This window comes from Streptomyces sp. NPDC060000, from assembly GCF_042737375.1.
Classification (GTDB): domain Bacteria; phylum Actinomycetota; class Actinomycetes; order Streptomycetales; family Streptomycetaceae; genus Streptomyces.
In genome coordinates this window covers 32,285-48,838 of record NZ_JBHWUU010000037.1, presented here as the reverse complement: position 1 = coordinate 48,838, position 16,554 = coordinate 32,285, and the positions used below count along the sequence as shown (strand labels likewise).

Annotated in this window: 13 protein-coding genes and 1 pseudogene; 9 read left to right on the top strand and 5 right to left on the bottom strand. The window is 70.8% G+C overall.

Going from position 1 to position 16,554, the window contains the following annotated elements:
* Window positions 1-31 precede the first annotated feature (31 nt).
* A complete protein-coding gene (locus tag ACFWBB_RS20605) occupies window positions 32-1,444 on the bottom strand; it encodes an acyltransferase (RefSeq protein ID WP_385274153.1) in 1,413 nt (470 codons plus the stop codon).
* Between the two features lie 772 nt (window positions 1,445-2,216).
* Here ACFWBB_RS20605 and ACFWBB_RS20600 point away from each other — a divergent pair.
* The 3 genes and pseudogenes from ACFWBB_RS20600 to ACFWBB_RS20590 form a co-directional block, all read left to right on the top strand.
* Window positions 2,217-2,921, top strand: a pseudogene (locus tag ACFWBB_RS20600) (MFS transporter); the annotation flags it as partial.
* A 492-nt stretch (window positions 2,922-3,413) separates the two neighbouring features.
* Window positions 3,414-5,168, top strand: a complete 1,755-nt coding sequence (locus ACFWBB_RS20595; protein ID WP_385274246.1) for a beta-galactosidase family protein — start codon at window positions 3,414-3,416, stop codon at window positions 5,166-5,168.
* A gap of 376 nt (window positions 5,169-5,544) precedes the next feature.
* Window positions 5,545-6,615 carry a LacI family DNA-binding transcriptional regulator gene (locus ACFWBB_RS20590; RefSeq protein ID WP_385274150.1) on the top strand — a complete coding sequence of 357 codons (1,071 nt, stop codon included), beginning with the start codon at window positions 5,545-5,547 and terminating at the stop codon, window positions 6,613-6,615.
* A gap of 51 nt (window positions 6,616-6,666) precedes the next feature.
* Here ACFWBB_RS20590 and ACFWBB_RS20585 read toward each other — a convergent pair whose 3' ends face one another.
* From ACFWBB_RS20585 to ACFWBB_RS20575, 3 genes are all read right to left on the bottom strand, one after another.
* The gene (locus ACFWBB_RS20585) at window positions 6,667-7,536 is read right to left on the bottom strand and encodes an ANTAR domain-containing protein (RefSeq protein WP_385274147.1); all 870 of its coding nucleotides are present in this window, start codon (window positions 7,534-7,536) and stop codon (window positions 6,667-6,669) included.
* Between the two features lie 561 nt (window positions 7,537-8,097).
* Complete coding sequence (locus ACFWBB_RS20580; protein WP_385274145.1) at window positions 8,098-8,730, bottom strand: hypothetical protein; 633 nt, start codon at window positions 8,728-8,730, stop codon at window positions 8,098-8,100.
* A gap of 162 nt (window positions 8,731-8,892) precedes the next feature.
* Window positions 8,893-9,117 carry a cold-shock protein gene (locus tag ACFWBB_RS20575; protein ID WP_385274142.1) on the bottom strand — a complete coding sequence of 75 codons (225 nt, stop codon included), beginning with the start codon at window positions 9,115-9,117 and terminating at the stop codon, window positions 8,893-8,895.
* A 241-nt stretch (window positions 9,118-9,358) separates the two neighbouring features.
* Between ACFWBB_RS20575 and ACFWBB_RS20570 the strand changes: the two genes are divergently transcribed.
* The 3 genes from ACFWBB_RS20570 (at window position 9,359) to ACFWBB_RS20560 (ending at window position 12,824) form a co-directional block, all read left to right on the top strand.
* The gene (locus tag ACFWBB_RS20570; RefSeq protein WP_385274139.1) at window positions 9,359-9,808 is read left to right on the top strand and encodes a hypothetical protein; all 450 of its coding nucleotides are present in this window, start codon (window positions 9,359-9,361) and stop codon (window positions 9,806-9,808) included.
* A 1,088-nt stretch (window positions 9,809-10,896) separates the two neighbouring features.
* Window positions 10,897-11,115: a hypothetical protein gene (locus tag ACFWBB_RS20565; protein WP_385274137.1), complete on the top strand. Its 219-nt coding sequence runs from the start codon at window positions 10,897-10,899 to the stop codon at window positions 11,113-11,115.
* A 200-nt stretch (window positions 11,116-11,315) separates the two neighbouring features.
* Window positions 11,316-12,824 (top strand): GMC family oxidoreductase, encoded by a 1,509-nt coding sequence (locus tag ACFWBB_RS20560; protein ID WP_385274134.1) that lies wholly within the window; start codon window positions 11,316-11,318, stop codon window positions 12,822-12,824.
* A gap of 462 nt (window positions 12,825-13,286) precedes the next feature.
* Here the strand turns inward: ACFWBB_RS20560 and ACFWBB_RS20555 are convergent, their stop codons facing one another.
* Entirely contained in the window at window positions 13,287-14,321 is a 1,035-nt protein-coding gene (locus ACFWBB_RS20555; protein WP_385274131.1) for a helix-turn-helix domain-containing protein, read from the bottom strand.
* 448 nt (window positions 14,322-14,769) lie between these two features.
* Between ACFWBB_RS20555 and ACFWBB_RS20550 the strand changes: the two genes are divergently transcribed.
* The 3 genes from ACFWBB_RS20550 to ACFWBB_RS20540 all read left to right on the top strand — a co-directional run bounded on the left by ACFWBB_RS20550 (window position 14,770) and on the right by ACFWBB_RS20540 (window position 16,528).
* Window positions 14,770-15,096 (top strand): hypothetical protein, encoded by a 327-nt coding sequence (locus ACFWBB_RS20550; protein ID WP_385274129.1) that lies wholly within the window; start codon window positions 14,770-14,772, stop codon window positions 15,094-15,096.
* A complete protein-coding gene (locus tag ACFWBB_RS20545; RefSeq protein ID WP_385274126.1) occupies window positions 15,093-15,251 on the top strand; it encodes a hypothetical protein in 159 nt (52 codons plus the stop codon). Before ACFWBB_RS20550 ends, ACFWBB_RS20545 begins: the two co-directional genes overlap by 4 nt.
* A 782-nt stretch (window positions 15,252-16,033) precedes the next feature.
* Complete coding sequence (locus tag ACFWBB_RS20540; protein WP_385274123.1) at window positions 16,034-16,528, top strand: hypothetical protein; 495 nt, start codon at window positions 16,034-16,036, stop codon at window positions 16,526-16,528.
* Window positions 16,529-16,554 lie beyond the last annotated feature (26 nt).

Here is a 16,554-nt window from a genome sequence, read left to right as displayed (position 1 = left end):
CCGCGCCCTCCCCGCGCTCCTGTCCCCTCCCTCACTTGCGAGGAACCGTCCAGGTCGGGCGGCCTACCCGGCGAGCCTCCCGGGCCTCGGCCGTGCCGTCCTCCCCGCCGCTCCCGCCGCTCCCCTCGCCCCGGCGGCGAGGGAGGGCCACGCACGCCGTCCCCACCGCCAGCCCCACTGACGGCCACACCGGGAACTCGCCGCCGTACGCGAACCCGTGTCCCGCGAAATACGTCAGCGTCCAGACGCTTACGCCCAGCCCGGCCCATATGCGCCAGGCCGCCACTCCCCGGAGCCCCGCGCCGGGCCGCACCCGCGCGTCCAGTGAGGCCAGCGCTCGTTCCAGCGGCCGCAATGCCCACACCACGCCGGCCAGGACGCTCCCCAGCACCAGCAGCCACGGCACCCGCAGTGCCCACCAGCCCGGCGATCCGTAGCGGGGTTCCGGGGCGAGCCCGGTCAGATAGAAGGCGGCGGCGACGATCAGCACCGGCAGCATGTGCCAGAGGTAGAGCGTCATGCTGCCGGCCCCCAGCACCCGCACCGCCCGTCGCACCCCGGCCCGCTCCAGCACCCGCCGTACGACCGGTGCGACCAGCAGCGCCACCCCGACCTGAGCCAGGCTCCAGGCCAGCAGGGCCGCCGACGGAGGATTCGTGTTGCTCGGCTGCTGCCCGGTCACCAGGATCAGACTCACGGGAAACGGTCCGGGCCCGACGAGCAGGGCGAACCCCGCCAGGCCCCCCACCGCCATGGCCGGAGCCCAGCCGCGCGCCCGCCGCGCCGTCGGCGCGCCGCCGCCCAGCAATCCGTCCCGCCAGCAGAAGCCGAGCTGGTGGACGACACCCCACACGAGCAGGTAGTTGAGCGCCCCGATCGCCTCGACGACCGGGCCGCGCGCCGACGCGTCGCCCGCCGCCACGAGCGCGCCGACGCCGAACCCCGCCGCGCCCATGCCCACCGGGACGCGCACGCCCCACCGCTCGTGCAGGGCGTACAGGACCGGCGTCAGGGCGCTGATCAGCAGGTACACCGGCAGGAACCAGAACTGCATGGCCATTGCCCACCCGACCAGCGCGAGGGTGGCGGGGTCCACGCCGAGTGCGGAGCACACACCGACGGCGAGCAGCACGAGGCCGCTGTACACGGCGGTGGGCAGCAGCAGGCGTACCGCTCGCTTCCCCACCCATCCCGCGGCGGTCCCGCCGGCGGCCAGGGCCCGCGACCAGGAGCCCGCGGCGGCATGCCCGCCGGCGAGGAAGAACAGCGGCATGATCTGGAAGCCCAGGGTCAGCCACTGCGTCCAGGGCAGGGTGGCCAGCATTTCCGGCGCGGTGATCTCGCCGTCCGGATGCCGGATCAGCCCGGTGATCAGCCAGTGGCCGAGCACCACGAGCAGGATCGCCCAGGCCCGCAGGAAGTCGACGTACCGGTCTCGACTCATGCGTCGCATGCTGCCGTCCGCCCAACTCCCGCACGGCGAATAGTCCTTGTCGCAACCAACCCGTGCCCGGGACGACACCGACCGTCCCGGCACGCCCCGGCTCGCCGCCGCCCGCGCGTCCCGATCCGCGGACCCTCCTCCGCCCGTCTTCGTTCGCTCGTCCGCCGATCCGCGGGCCCTCCTCCGCCCGTCTTCGTTCGCTCGTCCGCCGATCCGCGGGCCCTCCTCCGCACGTCCTCGTCCGCTCGCCCGCCGGCCCCGCATGTCTTCGTCCGCACGTCCTCGTCCGCTCGCCCGCCGGCCCCCCACGTCTCCGTCCCCACGTCCTCGTCCGTCGGCTCCACCCGCCCGTCCCCGTTCGCGTCCGCACGTCCTCCGCGGACGGTGAATGCGCACCGCTTCTCGCGGTCCCGCGGCGTTGAAGTCCGGGAGCCGCGACTGCGCGTCAGCATCTTGACGGCCCGGATGTTACCGGTAACATCGTTGTCCGTCGGAGCATCAACCGCAGGCCCACGCCGAGGTGGGCCGTCCGCCCTCTGGAGTCCGTGTGACCGACCACCCCACGGCGCAGCACCCCCCGGCCGGCTCACCTCCGCCGGCCGTCGAGGCCGGCACCGGTACCGGCATCCACGTCAGTACCGGCGTCGCCCCGAGTACCGGCGTCGCCCCGAGTACCGGCGTCGCCCCGAGTACCGGCGTCGCCCCGAGTACCGGCGCCGGCGCCGATCCCGTCTTCACCAGGTCCGCCGTGGCCGCCTCCTGCGTCGGATTCATGCTCTTCGGCGCCCTCCAGGCGTTCTACGGGCCCGCGATCCCGGCGCTGCGGGACGAGTTCGGGCTCTCGCCCTCCGCCGCGGGGCTCGCGCTCAGCGCGCACTTCGTCGGTGGGGTCGGCGGAGTCCTCCTCTTCGACCGGCGGTACGGCCGCACCGGCAACCGGCGGATGCTCGGCGCCTCGTACCTGCTGATGGGCGCCGGCGCGGCGGGCTTCGCGCTCGCGCCGAACTGGCCCCTCGCCCTCGCGGCGGCACTCCTCGCGGGGTTCGGCTTCGGCGGTCTCGACTACGGCCTCAACCAGCTGTTCGCGGTCGGCTTCGGCCACCGTTCCACCGCGATGCTCAACATCCTCAACGCCCACTTCGGCATCGGCGCGGTGCTGGGCCCGGCCCTGATCGGGGCGGTCGGCGCCGAGCACTACCCCGTCGTCTTCCTGGCCTTCGCGCTCGCCAACCTGCCCCTGCTGTTCTGTCTGCGCGGCGTACGCGACAGTCCGCCGCAGCCGCCGGAGCCCGCGCGGCACTCCGCCGCCGGTGAGGTGTCCGGGCCGGCCGGCCGCGCGCTGCGCTCGGTCCTCGCCGTCTTCGTCGTCCTCTACGTGCTGCACGTCGCCATCGAGGCGGGTGTCGGGGGCTGGGAACCCACCCACCTGGAGACCGTCGGCCACAGCGCCGGGATCGCCGCCACCGCCACTTCCGTCTACTGGCTGATGATGACCGTCGGCCGTTTCCTGGTCGCCCCTCTCGCGCTCCTGCGCCGGCCTGACCGTGTGCCTCCTCCTGGCGGCCGTACCGGACCTGGCGCCCTTCGCCTACGCCGGCGTGGGCCTCTTCATCGCCCCGATCTTCCCCACCGGACTGCCGTGGTTGCACCGGGCCGCGCCGTACGCCCGCCGGGCCGGCGCGCTCGTCATCGCCGCGTCCCTGATCGGCGGTGTCGCTGCGGGCCCGTCACTCGGCAAGGTCATCGAGTGGTCCGGCGTCCGAGCGGTCCCGCTGCTCCTCGCCGCGGTCTCCGCCGCCTGTCTCGCGGCCACCCTCTGGCTGACCCGGGCGACCCGCGCGAAGCCCGTGACCTGACCACCCCGACGCGCCACGGCCGGGAACCCCTCGGACGCATCCGAGGCCGACGGCCACCTCGACGTTCCCCGAAGCACGAGCATCCGCACGCCCGCCCCGACGAAGGGACCCGTATGCCAGCCCTGACCACGACCTCCGACGGTTTCCTCCTCCACGGCGAACCGTTCCGCATCCTCTCCGGCGCGCTGCACTACTTCCGCGTCCACCCCGACCAGTGGGCCGACCGGTTGCGCAAGGCCCGTCTCATGGGCCTGAACACGGTCGAGACGTACATCCCGTGGAACCTGCACCAGCCCGAGCCCGGCACCCTCGTCCTCGACGGACTCCTCGACCTGCCCCGGTTCCTGCGCCTGGCCGCCGCGGAGGGCCTGCACGTCCTCCTCCGGCCCGGCCCCTTCATCTGCGCCGAGTGGGACGGCGGCGGTCTGCCCCACTGGCTCACCACCGACCCCGAGATCCGCCTGCGCACCAGCGACCCCCGCTTCACGGACGTCGTCGACCGCTACCTGGACCTCCTCCTCCCGCCGCTCCTGCCGTACCTGGCGGCCTCGGGCGGCCCGGTCATCGCCGTACAGGTCGAGAACGAGTACGGCGCCTACGGCGACGACATCGCCTACCTCGAACACCTCGAGCACTCCCTCCGCTCACGCGGCGTCGAGGAGCTGCTCTTCACCTGCGACCAGACCGACGGCGACCACCTCAAGAACGGCGTGCTGCCCGGCGTCCTCGCCACCGGCACGTTCGGCAGCCGTGTGGAGCAGTCACTCGCCCGACTGCGCGAGGCGCAGCCCGAAGGCCCCCTGATGTGCGGGGAGTTCTGGATCGGCTGGTTCGACCACTGGGGCGGCCCCCACCACGGAAGGGACGCCGAGGACGCCGCCGCCGACCTCGACCGGCTCCTGACGGCGGGCGCCTCCGTCAACATCTACATGTTCCACGGCGGCACCAACTTCGGTTACACCAACGGCGCCAACCACCACCACGCCTACGTGCCCACGGTCACTTCCTACGACTACGACGCCCCGCTCACCGAGAGCGGCGACCCGGGCCCGAAGTACCACGCCTTCCGTGAGGTCATCGCCCGCCACGCGCCGGTCCCCGACGAGCCGGCTCCCGCCCCGTCGCCCAAACTCCCGCCGACCACCGTCCGGTTGACCCACCGAGCCCCTCTGCTCCCGCTCGCCGACCGCCCCGTGCACGCCACGGACCCCCGTTCCGCCGACGAGCTGGGCCGGCGCGCCGGGTACACCCTGTACCGGACGGCCGTCCCCACACCGGGGACCGGCCTGCTGCACTTCGCCGGCGGAGTGGGGGACCGGGCCCAGGTCTTCCTGGACGGCGCCCCGGCGGGCGTCCTCGAACGCGAGCGCCACGAAGAGACCCTGCCCGTCCACGTCCCCCGCGCCGGAGCCGTCCTCGAGGTGCTCGTGGAGAACCAGGGCCGGGTCAACTACGGTCCCCGCATAGGCGTCCCCAAGGGTCTGCTGGGCCCGGTCACGCTCAACGGCACGCCCCTGCACGGCTGGGACTCCCACGCCCTGCCCCTGGACGACGTGCCGGTCGCGGCCGACTTCGCGCCGGCCGGGACGTCCATGTCCGCCGAACCGGCCTTCCACCGCGGCACGTTCGAGGTGACGACCCCCGCCGACACCTTCCTCTCCCTCCCCGGCTGGACCAAGGGCCAGGCCTGGGTCAACGGGTTCCATCTCGGCCGCTACTGGAACCGCGGCCCGCAGCGCACCCTCTACGTCCCGGCCCCCGCCCTGCGCCCCGGCACCAACGACCTCGTCCTGCTCGAACTCCACGGCACCACCACCCCCGACGCCCACCTCACCGACGCCCCCGACCTGGGCCCGAAGACGCCCTGATGCGGCACGACGCGAGCCTTCCGCCTCCCTCCGCGCCGCCACCGCGCGGCCACCCGCCCTGCGCGGATGCCCCACCGTCCCCGACCCCATCGAGGTGGCCGGCCGCCGGCTGATCCGGACGGCAGCCCCTGGTTCCCGGTCGCGGACGAGTTCCGCCGCTCCGGTCGCCAGGCCCGGCACTGCGGCCCGTCTCCCGGTCGCCGCGGTACCGGGCACCGCCGGGGTGCGGCACGCCGAACGGGCCACGACCCGCGCGGGGAGGCTCGGCGGCACCTGACCTGACCCCCGCCTCCCCGTCCGCCCGGCCTATCCTGTGGGTCCGCCGGGCGGCCCAGTGCGGCAGGCCCCGGACCAGTCCCGAGGAAGAAGCCCCACCATGACCCGAAGCGCCGCCGACGGCCCGGCCGGCCCGGCGACCAGGGGACGCAGCAGACGCAACTTCGCGGGCTCGCGTCCGGTCATGGACGACGTCGCGAAACTGGCCGGAGTCTCCAAGCAGACGGTCTCCCGGGTGCTCAACGAGCACCCGGCCGTCCGCGCCGAGACGCGGGAGGCGGTCCGGGCGGCCATGCGCACGCTCGGCTACCGCCCCAGCAGCAGTGCCCGCTCGCTGGCCAGCGGCCGCACCCGCATGCTCGGCGTGATCTCCTTCGACGCGGCCCGGTACGGCCCCGCCTCGACCCTGACCGCCATCAACACGGCGGCGCAGGAGGCCGGTTACCTGGTGAGCTCGATCGCGCTGGACACCGCCGACCGGGACACGGTGGTGCGGGCCGCGGACCGGCTGTCGGCGGAGGGCGCGGACGGGGTGATCGCGATCGCGCCCCAGGTCCGGGTGGCCCGGGCGCTCGCCGAGGCCCACCTGGACACCCCGCTGGTCGTCATGGACAACGACCTGGGTGACGGCACCCCCATGGTCACCTCGGACGCCCGCACCGGCGCCCGCAAGGCCACGCGGCACCTGCTCTCCCTCGGCCACCCCACGGTCCACCACCTCGCGGGCCCGACGGGCTGGACCTCGGCGGACCGCCGGGCGGAGAGCTGGCGCGCCACCCTCGAGGCGGCCGGAGCCGAGGTGCACGCCCCCCTCGTCGGCGACTGGAGCTCGGACTCCGGCTACGACCTGGGCCGCGAACTGGCGAAGGACCCGTCCGTCACCGCGGTCTTCGTGTCGAACGACCAGATGGCCCTGGGTGTGCTGCGCGCCCTGCACGAGGCGGGCCGCCGGGTCCCGGAGGACGTCAGCGTCGTCGGCTACGACGACATCCCGGAGGCCGCCCACTTCCTCCCCCCGCTGACCACGGTCCGTACGGACTTCACGGACATCGGCACGATCTCCCTCCGCATCCTGCTGGACCGCATCGACGACCCGTCGGCACCGGGCAGGCCCCTCACACTCGTCCCCGTCGAACTGTGCGTCCGCCACAGCACCACCGGCCCTCGCTGACCACGTCCGGCCCGGGGCGGGCGGCCTCCGCTCACACACCCCCCGGCGACGTCAGGCGTGCGCGCCCCGCGTGCCCGTCGCGTGCAGATACTCCAGGGCGTCCAGTACGACGGTGTTCCAGTGCCAGGCCAGCCAGCGGCCCACGTCGAGGCCCGTCTGCCGGAGCGCGGCCAGCTGGGCGTGGGTGAGCTCGGTGAGCGGCCGTTCGTGGTGGGAGGACACCATTCCCAGCGGCACGCCCACCCCGTTCACCAGCGGAACGCTGTGCGCGGCACGACTGCCCGTCTGGAGGATGGCGTGCCGGGAGGCCTCGTCGAACACCTCGTCGGTCGCCACGTCCCGTACGGTGATCTGCCGACGCTGGGTGGCCGCCTGCGAGCACGAGGTGGTCGGGGCGTCGACGAAGGCGAAGAAGTCCGTGAAGTACTTGTTGAGACCGGTGTGCCGGGCCAGGCGCAGTCGGCCGCTCTCCGCCAGCTGGACGTTGCCCATCGGCGTCTGAGTGATCGACAGCACCCGTTGCAGGACGGCCTTGACGACCGCGCCCTGACTGGTGCCGTTGCCCTCCACCGGCAGGCCGGGAAGCCAGGGCCGGGCGGGCCGCGCCCGGCGCGGGAACCAGAGCCTCGTGTCGTGATCGGGGGCCGGCGTGCGCACGACCGCGTCGGCGAGGGTGGAGAGCTTGATGTTGAAGCGCTGGGAGACGCCCCGCAGCAGCGCGAACGCCTCATCGGTGGAGCCGAGGCCGTAGCGCTGGAGCAGTAGGCCCTCGGCGCGGGCGACCCCGGCACGGCCGAACAGACGGTTGCGCAGATCGAGATCGTCCTGCTGCCACCGCTGTGCGCCTTCCTGCCCGGATCCGGGGTCGGGCGCGTAGGCCGGTGAGCCTTCTTCGGCCGGGTGCTGGGACAGCTGACTCATACCGAGGGTTCCAATCCGCGAGGTGGCCGACGGCGACCCCGGCGGTCGGCTCCCTGGGGCGCCGAGAACGTACCTGTTCGCCAGGCACTGTGAACGAACCTGATATCCGCGATCGTGCCGGATAAACCCGATCGCTCCCTTATCGCGCCGTTGCCGCCATGTGGCCGCTGCCGCCACGGGGAGGTGGGAGCGCCGGACCGCTGGGAGCGGCGGGGCCGTGGGTGGGACGGGCTGGTGGGAGCGGTGGGGCCTTGGTGGGGCGGCGGTGGGAGCGGCGGGGCCTTGGTGGAGCGGGGCGGTGGGAGTGGCGCGGCCTTGGTGGAGCGGGGCGGTGGGAGGGAGTGGGGCGGTGGGAGTGGCGGGGCCATGGGTGGAGCGGACCGCCTGGCCGCCGCGCGGTTCCCGTGGATCAGCTCATCGAGCGCATCGACGGCCTCCCCGAGCTTCGCCTGGAAGTCGAGGCCGCTCTGGCGGCGCCACTCGTCGGAGCCCGCGCACGCCCGTGTTGCCGAGACTCTCGACTCCGCCCCTGCCCAGGGGGCTCATCGCTCGTGCCACCCGTCAAGCAGACCCGGCGGCCCGGGTCTGTTCGGCAGCGAGCAGGCCCTCAAGGTGCCTCCGCTCATTGTCGAGCGCAGCGAGCATCCGCGCGCGACGGCGTTCGAAGTCGTGCTCGACCTCGACGCCGAGGTCATGTCGCAGGGCGACCCGCAGCAGGTACACGCCGTTGGACAGCGGACCGCTGAACCAAGCCTTCGCCCGGCCGTACGGCACGCCTTGGGCGGGGCTGCTCGGCAACTGCTTCACCACGGAGTACCCGACTCCGAGCGCCCTGTTGAGTGTCGAGGCTACTTCCAGGACGCCCTTCGACAGTGCCATCTGGGCCTGAGAGTATTCCTCCGACCAGGCTTCCTTGGCGGCGTCGAGAGCTGTCGACTCAGGATTCTCACCACGCTCGGCTGCGCGGACCGCGTCTTGGGCAGCGACCCGGTATGCGCGAGCCGTGGCGTTCAGACGGGCGTAGAGATCACGCCGGGCCTGCTGAGCTCGGTCGTGGCGATCCTCCGCCCGTTCACGATCGGCACGCTGGTTCTGCTCCCGATTGGCACGCTGGCTGAGCACCGCCCCACCCAGAGTTCCACCCAGCGTCCCTCCGACACCGATGAGCGCGACGGCAAGCGTGGTCACATCCACGAGAGAACCCCCCAACTCGTCCATTCATCTGCCCACGGGCAGCGGCTGCCCACACCACGCCGACCCCGGCAACGCCCGGACTCCACCCGCCGCACGGTCCCCGACCGGCCGTCAGGATGCGGACCTGCGCACGCGGCGCCGGACGCCCCTGAGTCCGTGACGTCAGCCGGGCCGAGGCGCGATGGACACCGCACGGTAGGTGTACCCGTCCTGCCTGAAGCCGGGAGCCTCCCACTCGAGGTCCACCTGCTGTCCGGGCGAGAGGGCGCGGAACCCAACCATCCGAATGTCGGAGTAGTGGCCCCAGCACCCGCCAGGTGTCTCGGGAGAGTCGAGCACTCCCCACCCTTCCTCGTCGTCCCACTCACGAACGGTCGCAGTCACCATGGGCAAGACGTTACGGCTCCGTCCGCGCCAGGAGTACTCCGCCTGGGACGCCACTGCGATCAATTGCGACTGACGCCGTCGCCGGCTCCTGCACACGGCCGTGATGCGACCTCGTGGACCGGCTACTGTGACCCGCCTGCGCGGGGTCGGCCGTCCCGATGGGCGGAGGGCGTCGCGGGCCGTGCCGGCCCGGCCTTGGCCGGCTCGGTGCGGGGCGGGCCGGGGTGCCAAGATTGCGTGCATGGGAGTTCTGTTCGGCTATTTCGCCGCCGCTGACGATGAGGACGCGGTCCGGGCCGTCGTGCGCGAGGGCGACGAGCCCACCGCGACGGGTTATGACGGTTTCGACGTCAATGCCATGGACCCGACCCTGGATCTGCTGCCGGCCGAAGTACTCCTCACGGGCCGGACAGCCGAAGCGGTGCGGGCCGACCCTCGCCACGGCCACCTGGTCGCCATGGCCGATGACGGCCGGCTCGTCTGCCTGTCGCTCACGGACGCTCTGCGCGATGCCCTCGCCGTAGCCGACCGGTCGTTGCTGAGGGGTATCGCCGTGGAGTGGGCCACATCAGACGTCTTCCCCACGCCACCGGGTCCGGACGGCCTCTCCGCGTTCCTCGATCAGGCGACCGACCTGGCGGGCAGGGCGGTTGAGCGGGGGCATGGTCTCTACTGCTGGATCTGTGTCTGACTGCCAGGACGCCTACCAGAGCCGGCCGCGCATCGAACACTGCAGTACGCAGACGTCCACCGCAGGACGCAGACGGCAGCGCACATCTCCCGACTGTGGTGCCGGGTTGGCGGGTTGGAAGTGGCGGGTTGGCGGGTTGGAAGTGGCGGGTTGGCGGGGTGGCGGGGTGAACGGCTGGGCGCCGGCGTTGGGGCGACTCCGGGTCTCGTCCGACGGCCGATGAACCTGTGGTCACGTCTCAGGCCGCGAAGCGCCTCGTAGAGGCCACCACGGGCGCCGAGCACGGGCTGATCGTGCTGAACGGAACGAACCGGAGGGAGACGTGACGTGACTGTCCCGTGGGGACTCCTGATATCCACCGGTTGAGGCATCGCCGCCACCGCGGTGGGTGTCGATTCACAGCGGGTCGTACGAGACGCACCAGAGGTTCGTCAACGAGACCAGCCGCTCGCTCGATCCCTCCCAGGAGCACCTCGTGCGCGCATCGGGCGGACCGCCATCGTGGCACGGCGTCGAGGCCGCTTGGTCACCCGGGCGCGGGGCTCCCCGACAGGTCGTCCGTGCTTACAACTCGGCGGCAGAGCGTCAGCACCGGGCCCTGGTCGCCACGGTGGGGCGGCATCCTCCCGCACATACGCGCAGACCCCGTCCTCAGCTTCCCACGGCGCCAGGGCTGATGCGTTCTCGGTCGGCGAGATGAGCTGATCGCCTGGGTACGCGCTGTCACCGGTGAGTGTCTTGGCGGTCCACCTGCCGTCCTCGCTGTCGGCCCAGGTTGACGCGGCCGACGTCGGGAAGGGGCCGTCACCTTTGGCAGGGCAAGGACTTGGTCGGCGCGTACAAGCAGCCTGCCGTAGTGCTGTGTGACGTGTCGCCGGCTGTCTCGCCGCCCTGCCCGCCCGTGAACGAACCGAAGTATGCGCCCAACGTTGCCTTATGGCGCTCAGGTTCCGAACGGACGTCGCGGTGGTTCAAGTGCGTGCCGTGTCGGTTTTCCTAAGCTTCGACGGCAGAGGGAACACCCGGGCTGTTCCTGGACGGGTACACACCAAAGGCGAGAAACTCGTGAACCAAGAGAATTCGGACGCGTGGCCGTCATCGCAGGTACCGGCGCCGACATGGACATCCCCAAGGGGGTGATCGGCAGTGTGCGGATCGGGCCTGCCCAGGCCCGCCGGATCAAGGTGATCGTTTGCCACCGGGTCACCTCGGTGTCCGTCAGTACCAGCAACGCCCACACCAGCAGGGGCGCGTGGCGGCTCTCCATCCGGACAGCCGTGCTCCAACTGGAGCCCGCTCGCTGCTGATCAGCCGGTTCCACACCTTCTGCGCGCCGAGCCCGGACGTGGCTGGGCGACCCACAGGGCTGACGCGAAGAAAACCATCCTCACGCCGAGACCCCTTTAGACGGCGTCTTAGTGCATAAGCATAATCAGCTCCTTGATCGTCGAGGAGCTGATTTTCTGAAATCCGGTGGTCGGACAAGGCCGCCGTGGAAAGCGGAGACATGACGGACAAGAATCCTTATGACTATGTCGTGGTGGGAGCGGGGACAGCGGGATGCGTGATTGCCTCCCGGCTTTCGGAACGCCCCGGCGTGCGGGTGTTGCTGCTGGAGGCGGGAGCCCGGGACGCAACCGAGACGATGGCATCTCCTTGGGGCTTCCTGGGGTTCGACCCGTCATCCCTCTGGCTGGGCGCCTCGACCGTGCAGGCCGGTACAGGCAGGACCGCTGACGTGCTGCGCGGCAAGGCGCTCGGCGGATCGTCGAGCATCAACGGCCTCTACCACCTGCGGGGGCACCGCTCCGGTTACGACGAATGGCCCGGCCTCGGTGCTCCAGGCTGGGGTTTCGACGATCTGCTGCCCTATTTCCGCCGCAGCGAGAGCACTCGCGGCCGTGATGCCTCCGTGCGGGGCACGGACGGACCGGTCGTGGTCGCCCCGGTCCCGGAACCCCATCCCCTGGCCACGGTGGGCGTCGACGCCGCGGTGGAGGCCGGGTTCGCACGCGCCGATGACATCGGCAGCGGGCTGGAGACCGGGTTCGGGTGGAGTGACATGAATCTGCCCGGCGGCGCCCGCCAGAGCGCGGCCGACGCCTACATCCGTCCGTTCCTCGACCGGCCGAACCTGGACGTAGTCACGGACGCGACCGTGCAGCGGCTGCGCACCACCGCGGGCCGCTGCACCGGCGTCGAGTACACCATCGGTGGGGAGCACCTGTCCGTCGACGGCGCCGAGGTGGTACTGACCGCGGGAGCCATCGGTTCCGCACACCTCCTGATGCTGTCGGGGATCGGCCCGGCACAGCACCTCGAGGAACACGGCATCGACGTCGTCGCCGACCTGCCGGGAGTGGGCTCGCATCTGCAGGACCATCCGATGGCGGGCGTGGTGTACGAGGCCATCCAGCCCGTACCGTTCGTTCCTGCCAACCCGCCGGCCGAAATGATGGGCCTGCTGTACAGCGACCCCGCCGCGGCCCGGCCGGACCTTCAGGTCTACATCGTCGCCGCACCGCTCCCGTCGGCATGGGGCCAGCCGCCGGCCAACGGCTACTCCATCGCTTTCTCCGCGATGGCTCCGCACAGCAGCGGCACCGTGCGCCTGGCGGACGCCAGTCCCGGCAGCGCTCCCGTCGTCGACCCCGGCTACCTGAGCGACGACCGTGACCTGGAGATCATGCGCAGGGGCCTGGCCCTGGCGCGCCGCATCGGGGAGGCCGACGCGTTCGCCGACTGGCGCAAGCAGGAAGCGGTGCCGGGCTCCGGGACGAGCGGCGAATCCGTGGACGAGTTCATCCGCAAGGCCACCGGCCCCTACTTCCACTTCACCGGCACCTGCCGCATGGGAACCGACGCCGATGCCGTCGTCGACCCTGCGAACCTTCGCGTGCACGGAATAGCCGGACTGCGGGTCGCCGATGCCTCGGTGATGCCGTCCATCCCCTCGGCCAACACCAACGCGACCGTCTACGCCATCGCCGAACGGGCCGCCGAACTGATCGACTGAGCCTTCTTCAGCGTCCACGGCGCTTCCACAACGCGTGCGTCCCCGACGCCTGGACCGCCGGCAGCTGGTCGGAGTCCTCGACCAGCTGCCGGCCTCCTGCTTGCCGAACTCAAGGCGGCCGGCGAACTCGACGGGTCCAGGGCCTGTGTGGACGGCTGCCACATACACACGAAAGAGGCGGAGTTGACGCCGGTCCGTCGCCGGTCGGCCGGCGGAAGGCGGGCAGCAAACACCACCCAAGGGCGACCCACGGGGCGGTGGATCACCCCTCAGCTCGCCGGGAACCGCCGAGTTCCCCAAACGACCGAGGGCCCCGCGGGCACCGTCGTCAAGGTCACCCAGGTCCGCGCCCTCATCGACAACATCCCGCCGCGGTCACATGCCCAGACCGCCCACAGCGCCGCCCTGCCTTGCTCGGGACACGAGCAGGCGGCATCCGCTGAACTGCGGTCGTACCTCTGGTCACGCGCTTTCGGCCGGCCCGTGGCCCGGCGGGTGCCGGTTAGGCGGGAGCGAGGCTGCTCCGGTCGAGCGGGCGTACTCGGTGGGAGTCTGACCGTAGTGCTTCCTGAAGGCCCGGGTGAAGTGGCTGCTGTCCGCGAACTGCCAGTGTGCGGCGAGTTCCGAGATACTCAGGCGACCTGACGGCGCGGTGAGGGCGAGCCGGGCCTCTTGCAGTCGCCGATGGCGGATGTAGGCGGCCACTTGCTCTCCCACCGCGGCGAATGCCCGGTGCAGCGTACGGACGGAGACGTTGAGTTCACGCGCGAGCATCGCAGGAGAGAGTTCGGGATCAGCGAGCCGGCGGTCCGCGAGGTCCTTGGCTGCCTGGGTGAGCGCGGGAGCCAGCCGGGGTTCTACGTCGTCGAACCGGCCCTTCGCCACCGCCTTGGCCAGCTCGATCAGGGTGCCGTGGGCGGCTTCCACACCGGCCGGGCTGAGGTCTGCCACGGTTAAGTGGATCATGTCCGTGAGGGCCGTCAGCAGGCGTATCTCGGCCGAGTCCGCGGGCCCGGTGATGGTCCGGTTCCCGAGCAGGGGTTTGAGCTCGCCGGGGGGCAGGACGAAGAACTTCGCCGTGAGGTGCGCCGACGTCTCGAAGGCCGACAGGCGCCCGACGTGCCGGACGAGGAACTGCCCGGCCGATACGGTCTGCTCGCCGGACCCGGGCGGGCCGCCCAGAGTCCATGCGCCGCGCTGCACTACGTACATCGCCACCAGGTCCTGATCGCCGGCCGGGGCGTCCGCGGTCCGGGTGGCCGACGCGGCGTGAAGATCGGCGATCGCCGCGCCGTGCACCTTGGCCACGTTGCCCTTGATCCGGAAGTCACCGATCGTGTCCGGGCTGAAGGCGGGCAGTTGGAAGACATCGTCGCCGACCTGCGTCTCCCACCCGCGCCGGAAGGCGTCAAGTCCCCGCGGTGCGGCGTCCGGGGCGGTCGAGTCCACTGCGAACACCCCGCGCGCGTCGTCGACCTCCGCTCCAGTACGGTGCATCACTCTCCGATCCCCTCACATTCATTGCTTCAACGCCATCCTGTGGTGCTCGTGTTCCGTACGGACGTCGCCGTGGCTCATGTGGGCGCTGTGCCAATCTTCCTACAAAGGGTCGGCATGGCAGCGTTCGAGGGGCAGAGCTGATGTCTTCTGATTCGGCGAGATGAGCTGACCGCCTGCGTACGCGCCGCCGTGGTCGGTTCACCCAGTTCGGCGACGAGTGACGCGACCCCTGGTGATCAAGGTTCTCGAACCCTTTGATCGCGAACAGGGGTCGCGTTCGCGTGCCGTCCTCCCTGATCGGTGTCCCGCAGCGCCACCGCGCGGACACCGATTCCACCTGCCCGGAACCGTCACAACTCACCTGCCTGGCAAAGCTGTTGGGCCGGATACCCGATCCCCGCCGGATCCGGGGCAGCCGTTACCGCCTGGGCTCCCTGCTCGCGTTGTGCCTGGCCGCCGTCCTCGGCGGAGCACGTCCCCGGCGGCCATCGCCCGCTTCGCCGCCGACACCGACTCCGACCTGCGCGAACAACTCGGACCGACCTCCAGCACGCCGAACGCCTCCACGCCGGGACGACTTCTGGCCCGCCTGGACGACGCCGTGGGCGCCGCCGTGGGCGCCTGGCTCGCCCGGCACGCCGCCGACCCGGTCGAGGAACTCGGCGACACCCGGGCCGGCCTGGCCGTCGAGGGCAAGACCGTGCGAGGTCCCGCACCGACGGCGCAGCCGTCCACCTGCTCGCTGCCGCGCGCCACGCCTGCCAGACCGTGATCGCCCAGCGCAAGATCGCCGCGAAGAGTAACGAAATACCCGCCTTCGCCCCACTACTGAACCGGATCGCCTCGCGCGGCGTCGCCGTCACCACCGTCGCGCTCGACGTTGACAACCAGGGCCCCGGCGTTCTCCCCTGGATGTCCGGTTCATGATGATCTTGTGATGCCGTAGAGGGCGAGGACTTGGTGTTCGTCGGTGTGGGCGCGTCGGGCGAAAATGATGTTGACGTGCCCGGCCAGCTTGATACTTTTCGGCATTTCGGGCGCCGCGCTTGCGGTTTCCGGCTTTGCCACCCCGGCGGCGGTCTACGGCTTTCAGAGCGGAACCGGTACCGGCGATACCGTGGTTGAGGCCAGCGACGGCCTGATACCTGGGCAGCCCGTCATCCACAAAAGGGGTGACGGCGTCAACCCGCCAGCGGAGCTGGGTAACCCTCCGAGTGGGGCGTGGTAAAGCTGGAAATCAAAGATTCGGCCGCTCAGCTGAAAGGGAATACCTGCCAGGATGTGACTCATGGTACGTGGTGCTATGGGTACGATCTGGTGTCGGCTGGAAAGAGGTGCTACTCGACTATATCGCGGATGTGAAGCACAAGACAACGGTCAGGGTCCAGAACGTCGACCATTCAAGTGGCTGGGTGGCGAAGGGGGAGACTTCCTACGCTAGCTCAACACAAGGCGCGGCATGGACATGCTATGCATATTACAATAATGCATAAATGATTCCGCCGTGATGAGGGTTGATCTCCCTCGGTTGGGCCATTACTCCGGGTCGCACACGGGCCCGGAGTAATTCCGCATTAGGGCCGGAAGGGGAGAGAGTGAACTTTTGGGGTGCTCGGGCCGCGTCGTTTGCGATGCCACTCGGGCTTGGCTTGTTGCTTGGCCTGATAGGGCCTACCGTTGAGCATTGGGGCGGCCGTACAGGTGTGGCCGTGGGCGCCGTTTTCACCGGTGGGTGGCCATGGGCCTGTTACGCGTTTCTGGTGGGTTATTTCCGGCGGTCTAAAATCGAATCGGTTGTTCTCGCGCCTCTGGGGCTGGCTATCGGTGTCGTGACCTATTATTTGAATAAGGGAAGCTTGGCCTCCCTGGGTGGACTGGATTCCTTAAGTGCGGGATCATCCGGAATTGCCCTCTGGGGTGTGCTGGCATTCTTCTTCGGATTACCCCTTGGGCTCCTGGGGAACATCGCGCAGGTGCCGGGCATCGGCGGCCTGGGCTTCCGGCTGCTTACTCCCCTGGTGGCTTTTTATGAGACTTCCATGCGTCTGGAGATGGAGTCGCGCGGGCCGAGTCAGGTTGTTCTGGGTACCTGGACCACCGTCCGGTTCACGGCTGTTGCCGTTGCGGTCGCTCTGGTGGGCCACACGGTCTGGGGTTGGTGGAGGTCTCGCCGTATTCGTTCCGCCGGGGTGGGCGTTGGCTAACCTCGCGCTTTCGCGACGTGGGGTGT

What these genes read in the sequence shown, in the direction of transcription:
- ACFWBB_RS20605 (WP_385274153.1), bottom strand. Translation starts at nt 1,444, where the DNA reads ATGAGTCGAGACCGGTACGTCGACTTCCTGCGGGCCTGGGCGATCCTG.
- ACFWBB_RS20570 (WP_385274139.1), top strand. Translation starts at nt 9,359, where the DNA reads ATGGGAGTTCTGTTCGGCTATTTCGCCGCCGCTGACGATGAGGACGCG.
- ACFWBB_RS20575 (WP_385274142.1), bottom strand. Translation starts at nt 9,117, where the DNA reads ATGGTGACTGCGACCGTTCGTGAGTGGGACGACGAGGAAGGGTGGGGA.
- ACFWBB_RS20590 (WP_385274150.1), top strand. Translation starts at nt 5,545, where the DNA reads ATGACCCGAAGCGCCGCCGACGGCCCGGCCGGCCCGGCGACCAGGGGA.
- ACFWBB_RS20555 (WP_385274131.1), bottom strand. Translation starts at nt 14,321, where the DNA reads ATGCACCGTACTGGAGCGGAGGTCGACGACGCGCGCGGGGTGTTCGCA.
- ACFWBB_RS20585 (WP_385274147.1), bottom strand. Translation starts at nt 7,536, where the DNA reads ATGAGTCAGCTGTCCCAGCACCCGGCCGAAGAAGGCTCACCGGCCTAC.
- ACFWBB_RS20595 (WP_385274246.1), top strand. Translation starts at nt 3,414, where the DNA reads ATGCCAGCCCTGACCACGACCTCCGACGGTTTCCTCCTCCACGGCGAA.
- ACFWBB_RS20560 (WP_385274134.1), top strand. Translation starts at nt 11,316, where the DNA reads ATGACGGACAAGAATCCTTATGACTATGTCGTGGTGGGAGCGGGGACA.